We start from the raw sequence: 6696 nt of genomic DNA on the forward strand, positions 1-6696 counted from the left end.
ACACTAGTCTTTATAACGGGCAGCAATATCCATAAACTGCTGCTCTTGACGTAAAAAAGCAGCCACGACTTTGGGGTCAAAATGCTTGCCGTCCCCTTCAAGTATAATCGACTTGGCTTTATCGTGACTAAAGGCGGGTTTATAAACTCGCTCACTGATGAGCGCATCGTAAACATCCGCTAGCGCCATCAGGCGACCTGAAATCGGAATATTCTCGCCACTCAAACCATGGGGATATCCGCTACCATCCCATTTCTCGTGGTGGTATTGAGCAATTTCACGGGCGTAACGAAGGAAAGATGTCTGATCATCCCCTATCATTTTCTCCGCTTCGATAAGCGCCTGAGCACCGAGATCCGGGTGCGTCTTCATGATCTCAAATTCTTCTTCCGTTAGCTTGACAGGCTTCAACAAAATCGCATCGGGGATGCCAACCTTGCCGATGTCATGCAACGGGGCTGAACGAAATAATAGGTCGATATTCTCGGCAGTGAGCTCATCTTGATGGTAGCCATTGGCGACAATATCTTCCGCCAGCACTTTCACATAATACTGGGTACGACGAATATGGTTGCCAGTTTCATTGTCGCGGGTCTCCGCTAATGAGGCTAAGGCGTAAATGGTGATATTCTGGGTGTTATGCACTTCTGCGGTACGTTCCCGCACCCGTTGTTCCAGCAGTTGGTTTTGCTCGGTAAGCGCTTTTTGGGCATCTTGAAGTTGTAGAATATTATTAACACGGGTCAGCACAATTGCCGGTGATATGGGCTTGGTAATATAGTCAAAAGCACCGAGTTTTAGCCCTTTCTCTTCGTCCACATGCTCACTCATGGCGGAGACAAAAATCACTGGGATATGTTGCATAGTAGGATCAGCTTTGATGCGGCGGCACACCTCATAGCCATCCATATCAGGCATCATAATGTCCAGTAAGATCAAATCGGGAATGGGCCCCTTATCAAGACGAGACAAGGCTTGTTCACCGTTCTTGGCGACAATCACACGATAATGATCTTTTAACGTACCCGACAGTACCGTGATATTGATCGGCTCATCGTCCACTACCAGAATGGTCTTCTTATTCACATCGGTCATTTGATCCCCATAACTGCGCATCCTTGTCAGCTTTTATGATGCAAAACATTAGTTAACAAACATAGTACACAATACTATCGCAAAATAAATTTCCTATGATAGTTTAAGTACCAGCGGTTCATTCACTGCTGTTGGATACTATGATCACACAGATATGATCAAGATGGTGGTCGCCTTAAGTAAACTTGTCGATGTACCGGTGGATACCTTAGTGGAAGCCTTTGGTAAGCACCTGTTTGGTGTTTTAATTAGCAAATATCCATCGCTGGCGCACGGAAAAGCCAACACCTTAGATATGCTTGAATCCATCGATGGTGCGGTACATACCGAAGTCAGAAAGCTATATCCAAACGCGGAGTTGCCAGAATTTTCAACTCAACGTATTTCCAGCAACGAGCTGACAATGGTCTACCGTTCCAAACGCCCGTTCTCGCGTCTAGCACTAGGATTAATCCTTGGCTGTGCGGATCATTTCGGGGAAGCTGTTGATGTCACCCATACATCCAAGGATCAGGATTCTATTTATCTCACCGAATTTACGATACGCAAACTTAGTTGATCCCTTAAAAGGCAGAATAGTTATCGCATGAGTGACAATGAAGAACGATTAAAGCGGCGGTTGGAGAGGGAAAAGCGAGCTCGTATTGAGGCCGAGACCTTGCTTGAAGCCAAAGCTAACGAGCTTTACTTAGCCAATAAAGAGCTCAAGAGTCTGGTTGCTCATCATGAGGAACAGGTCAAGCAACGTACAGAAGAATTGCGCTATGCCTTGGATATGGCAGAAACGGCCAACAAACATAAAAGCTTCTTTTTGGCGAATATGAGCCATGAGATTCGCACGCCGATGAATGCTATCATTGGCTTAGCACACCTATTACAAGACACCCAGTTAAGCCATCACCAGCGGGATTATTTGAGCAAAATTCAATCCTCCGCAGGGAATCTACTAGTCATTATTAATGACATCCTAGACTTTTCTAAAATCGAATCAGGACAAATGGAGTTAGAACGGCAGGAGTTTGCTTTAGATGAAGCCTTGCAAGCAGTCTATGATATCAACCACCTGAATGCTCACAAAAAAGGCATTTCCCTAGCCATCCAAAACGATCTGAACGTCCCGCAATATTTTCTTGGCGATACGGTTCGCATTAATCAAATTCTTACTAACCTTGTAAATAATGCCATCAAATTCACTGAGCGAGGTGGGGTGCTGGTATCGACCCGTTTAGAGCGACAAGATGATGATGTTGCGGTGGTGGAAATATCCATCAAAGATACCGGGATAGGTATTGATAAAGCAGCGCAACAAGGTTTGTTCGCGCCCTTTACCCAAGCGGATGTGTCAACTAGTCGCCGTTATGGCGGCACAGGACTTGGGTTGTCTATCACCAAGCAACTAGTAGAAATGATGGGGGGGAGCGTTCACCTCACTAGCGAATTGGGTAAAGGCTCCACATTTTCCGTAAAACTAAGACTACCTGTGGTGCACAAGCAAGAATCTTCCCATTGGCAGCTAGAACACCTATCGCGCATTGATGTTGCGAGCCACGACGACAGCATCGTGCAGTTTTTACAGAAACAAAAGCGACCAGTACGCCATATCCCACCGGATCAAGCTGTCATCAGCGAAGCGGATGGCGACGATGGTATTTATTTAACCATCGTTGATGGTCACAACTTAGAAATGGATGCGCTACTTGGTTGGCTCAAAGCGTTGGAAGAGCGTCATAGTGACCAGAGTAACGTCCGCTATCCTCTGCTTATTATTGCTTCAAAAGCACAACAAAAGTGGCTTGAAAAACAAGCATCAGAACATTTGCAGCGGGATTTACGCTTTATCGTCGACGTGTTTACCCCAACCGTGCTGTACAACAGTCTGACCCAGTGTCAGCCCAAAGCAAAACAACCGCAAACAATTAGCTTTTTAAGTGACAATGAAGAACTCAAAGACCTACGGATATTGCTGGCGGAAGATAATGCGATCAATACCATGGTCGCCACGAGCCTGTTACAAAAGCTTGGGGTGGAGCATATTATTACCGCTACCAACGGTGAAGAAGCCATCGCCAGTTTAGAGAAGCATCCCATTGATCTTATTCTGATGGATGTACAAATGCCGATCTTAGATGGTCTAGAAGCGACTGCGTTTATTCGCTCCATGCCCAAGTACAGTGAATTGCCGATTATTGCTCTGACTGCCCATGCCATGTCCGGTGACTACGAACGCAGTATCGAAGCGGGTATGGACGACCATATCACTAAGCCTATTGACCCGGCGGAATTGAAAGAAACTCTGCTTAAATGGTGTAACAAACGCCATAGTTTGCTAAGCGAATCTGCTACTGACTCCTCTAAAGATCAGATTTCTTTACCTCCCCAATTACCAGGTCTGCAGTTACAGCGAGCGTTATCCCGTATTCCCGGAGGATTAAGCCAATATCTAGCTCTTTGGGAACGTTTTGACCACAAATTTCCCTACCTTGAACAGACATTTGCGGATTTCGTGGCAGGGCAACAGCTCGATCAAGTTCGCTTCTTAGGCCATGATTTGCGTGGTAGTTTTGGTAACTTAGGTGCGGTTGACTTAGCCGCTATCGCTGCCGACATTGAAGCGCTAACCAGTTTAGATCAGGAACGATGTGACAGTTTGCGACGACGTTTAGCCTGGGCACTAGAGCAACTAAAACCCAGTTTAGATCAACTGAAACATTTACTGCAGGCTAATACATCAGAGCAGCAGGAGACTCTCGACACAACTGACTATGTTAGTTTTGAGGCGACACTATTTAGCTTGCGTAAACTGGTAGAAAACTGGGATATCGACGCCTCCGATTATGTCCCGATCCTGCAGCAATTTGCACCGTCTCACCCGCAGGAGCCGATTTTAGAGCAGCTGATTGGAGCCTTATCTGATTATGATTTTGAACAGGCGGAGCAGCTGCTGCAACAGCTTGATAGCTCAGATTAGAAAAGTTACACAGCCACAACATTTTTCAACGTCTTCAATAGGAAAAATACCACTACAATAAAGATAACTTATTGTAGTGGTACTCTATTTTGAAAAGCATATTCCATACGGTTTGGACTGTCGGCGCTGTACTGCTAATTAGTGGTTGTGATCAAGCGCCAAAGGCGGCCGTTAGCCACACCAAAGATGGTCATGTGCTATTTGACCAATACTGTGCGGCCTGCCACCAAGATGATGGGCGGGGGGTGTTTCTAAAAGGCATTCCCGCCAACAAACATACTCAACTGAGTGTCGCTGAAATTGCGCGACTAATCACGGTGGGACATGAAGGCATGGAAACCATGCCTGTCTTTACCCAATTAAACCAGCAACAGGCCTATGCCATCGCGTCCTATGTGAAAAAACTAGATCACTAAGTCGTTAGCGCGTTAGTGATCTTCCTGTTGCAGAATAACTTTAATCTTCTCTTCCGTTGCACTGATACAATCAGTTAACTGTTCAAATGTTGCTTGGTCTAAAACAGAAGTATCCGCAATGACATTTTCCGCCTGTTTGAGTTGTTGGGTAAGACGTAGCAACATCATGGCAGAAGCCGCGCCACGCAGTTTATGGGCTGCTTTTTTGATACCCTCAAAATCACCGTTAGCAAACAATTGACTAAATTCGTCTTTCGAGTTGCCGTAGGTATCCCCGTAAGTTTTCAGGAACGCTAAGTACATCTCCTCACTTTGCAAGTGTTCGACTCCGGCATCATAGTCCACTAGCGGAAGGGCTTCCAAAGTAAGCCCCATAGTCTCGTTTTCCTGGACATGAACGTCCACATGAGAAAGAGCCCTATCTGGGCTATCTGGTAACTTACTGGCAGATTCAACATCAGCAACTTCATCAAAAACGCCGTCCGAGTCATCAAGCACTAGCCGTTTATTCAATTCTTGTAGGAGTTTATCCGCCGTATAAGGCTTACCAATAAAGCCAACCATACCGGCGTCCCGAGCTCGACTACGCTCTACCGGAGACGTTGCCGCACTACAGGCAAGGATAGTCAAGTCTCCATAACTAGGTAATGCCAACGCCTGCTCGGCTACAGAAAAACCATCTATATTTGGCATTTGTAGATCTAGCAAGACCGCGTCAGGAGCCTGTGGCTTGTGTTCCAACCAAGCTAAAAAATCTAACCCACAGGCAAAAGTTGCAACCTCTGCACCCAGTTTTTCTAGATGGTAAGTCGCGACTTCCAAGTTAAATTCGTTGTCATCGACGACAACGATATACTTGCCCTGTAAGGGCATCCCGTCTTCACTCGTCCCATAACTGACACCGAGCTCTTGCTCAGACTTAGGTAGTGTTAACGTGAACTCAAAGCGCGTTCCTTCTCCTTTGGTACTAGAGACTGAGAGCGTCCCTCCCATAAGTTCAACTAATTTATGGGTAATATAAAGGCCAAGACCTGTCCCCCCAAAGCGTCGGGTGATAGAAGAATCAGCCTGAGTAAACGCGTTAAATACGTTACCAAGTTCTTCCTCATCCATCCCTAAACCAGTATCTGCTACAACGAAGGAAACTTGGTACCCGTGATCTGAAGGCAGAACTGAAATAGAAATACTTACTTTACCCTGCTCAGTAAACTTGATCGCGTTAGAGACCAAATTGACTAAGACTTGTTCAATTCGATTACGGTCACCTAGTAGTGCAGTATTAAACTCTCCTTCCTGCTTTAACTCTAACTTAAGCCCTTTTTTGCGCGTAAAAGCATGAAAGATCGCATCCAATTGGCGCATGATTGCAGTACATTCAAAGGGGTAGGCTTCGATTTCTATCTTGCCGGCGTCGATTTTCGAGTAATCCAAAATATCGTTAATAATATGGTGCAATGAACGGGCAGAAAGGTGAATCTTATCAACCAGATCAACGGCTTCATTTGGTTTTGTGGAAAGTTTGTCTTTAACCATTTCCGACATGCCGATAATAGCATTGAGCGGTGTCCGAATTTCATGACTCATGTTGGCTAAAAACTCGGTACGAGCTTTGGCTATTTTTTCAGCTTCTGTACGCGCTTGTACCAACTTTTCCACACGCCGGTTTATGAGTTTTTGTGAGCGCATATTACGCTCTATAATTTCCGTCACATCTTCCAGTGCCGCCACCGAATAGATCTGTTCGCCGATGGTAAACTTACTTAAAGAAATGGTGGCACTAAATTCTGAACCATCTTTACGATGACCACGAATATCTACTCGCTGAATAGTATTGTCTTTATCATCGGCGCTGCCGTTGATATAGCCATTACGCAACGTAGGGTTTGCAACTGTTGCTGATTTTATGTTACTGTATGTATATACATAGTAATATATTGGTGTAAATGAAGCTTTCAGATTGGGCAAGAAAACAAGGAATAAGCTATCGTACCGCATGGAACCAGTTTCGTAGCGGTAAGCTTCCTGTGCCTGCAAGGCAGCTGCCTACTGGCACGATCATTGTTGATGAGGTTGTTAGAGAGTCTAAAGCTGTTATTTATACTCGCGTCTCCAGCTCCGATAAGAAAAAGGATTTAGATGGTCAAATCGCCCGCTGTCTGAGCTTCGCAAATGCTCAAGGAATTGCTGTATCCGCTACTGTCTCTGAAATCGGTTCCG

The 6696-nt window shown here is 45.4% G+C and carries 6 protein-coding genes; 4 read left to right on the forward strand and 2 right to left on the reverse strand.

Annotation, left to right across the window (positions count from 1 at the left end; all coding sequences use genetic code 11):
* Window positions 1-3 precede the first annotated feature (3 nt).
* The gene (locus FJM67_RS14485) at window positions 4-1095 is read right to left on the reverse strand and encodes a response regulator (protein ID WP_140590738.1); all 1092 of its coding nucleotides are present in this window, start codon (window positions 1093-1095) and stop codon (window positions 4-6) included.
* Between the two features lie 88 nt (window positions 1096-1183).
* Here FJM67_RS14485 and FJM67_RS14490 point away from each other — a divergent pair, with 88 nt between their 5' ends.
* From FJM67_RS14490 to FJM67_RS14500, 3 genes are all read left to right on the forward strand, one after another.
* Window positions 1184-1654 (forward strand): heme NO-binding domain-containing protein, encoded by a 471-nt coding sequence (locus FJM67_RS14490; RefSeq protein ID WP_268888275.1) that lies wholly within the window; start codon window positions 1184-1186, stop codon window positions 1652-1654.
* 27 nt (window positions 1655-1681) lie between these two features.
* On the forward strand, window positions 1682-4063 hold the full coding sequence (locus FJM67_RS14495) for a hybrid sensor histidine kinase/response regulator (RefSeq protein WP_140590745.1): 2382 nt from the start codon (window positions 1682-1684) through the stop codon (window positions 4061-4063).
* An 89-nt stretch (window positions 4064-4152) separates the two neighbouring features.
* A complete protein-coding gene (locus FJM67_RS14500; RefSeq protein WP_181161518.1) occupies window positions 4153-4479 on the forward strand; it encodes a c-type cytochrome in 327 nt (108 codons plus the stop codon).
* Window positions 4480-4491: 12 nt separating this feature from the next.
* On the opposite strand, the gene FJM67_RS14505 is transcribed toward FJM67_RS14500, so the two are convergent.
* The gene (locus FJM67_RS14505) at window positions 4492-6354 is read right to left on the reverse strand and encodes an ATP-binding protein (RefSeq protein WP_181161519.1); all 1863 of its coding nucleotides are present in this window, start codon (window positions 6352-6354) and stop codon (window positions 4492-4494) included.
* A 68-nt stretch (window positions 6355-6422) separates the two neighbouring features.
* Between FJM67_RS14505 and FJM67_RS14510 the strand changes: the two genes are divergently transcribed.
* A partial coding sequence (locus FJM67_RS14510) for a recombinase family protein (protein WP_181161520.1) occupies window positions 6423-6696 on the forward strand: 274 nt, incomplete at its 3' end.

This window comes from Maribrevibacterium harenarium, assembly GCF_006385675.1.
Classification (GTDB): domain Bacteria; phylum Pseudomonadota; class Gammaproteobacteria; order Pseudomonadales; family Marinomonadaceae; genus Marinomonas; species Marinomonas harenarium.

Bases quoted from the DNA above. Each gene is read 5' to 3' on its own strand.
- FJM67_RS14485 (WP_140590738.1), bottom strand. From the start codon at position 1,095: ATGACCGATGTGAATAAGAAGACCATTCTGGTAGTGGACGATGAGCCG.
- FJM67_RS14495 (WP_140590745.1), top strand. From the start codon at position 1,682: ATGAGTGACAATGAAGAACGATTAAAGCGGCGGTTGGAGAGGGAAAAG.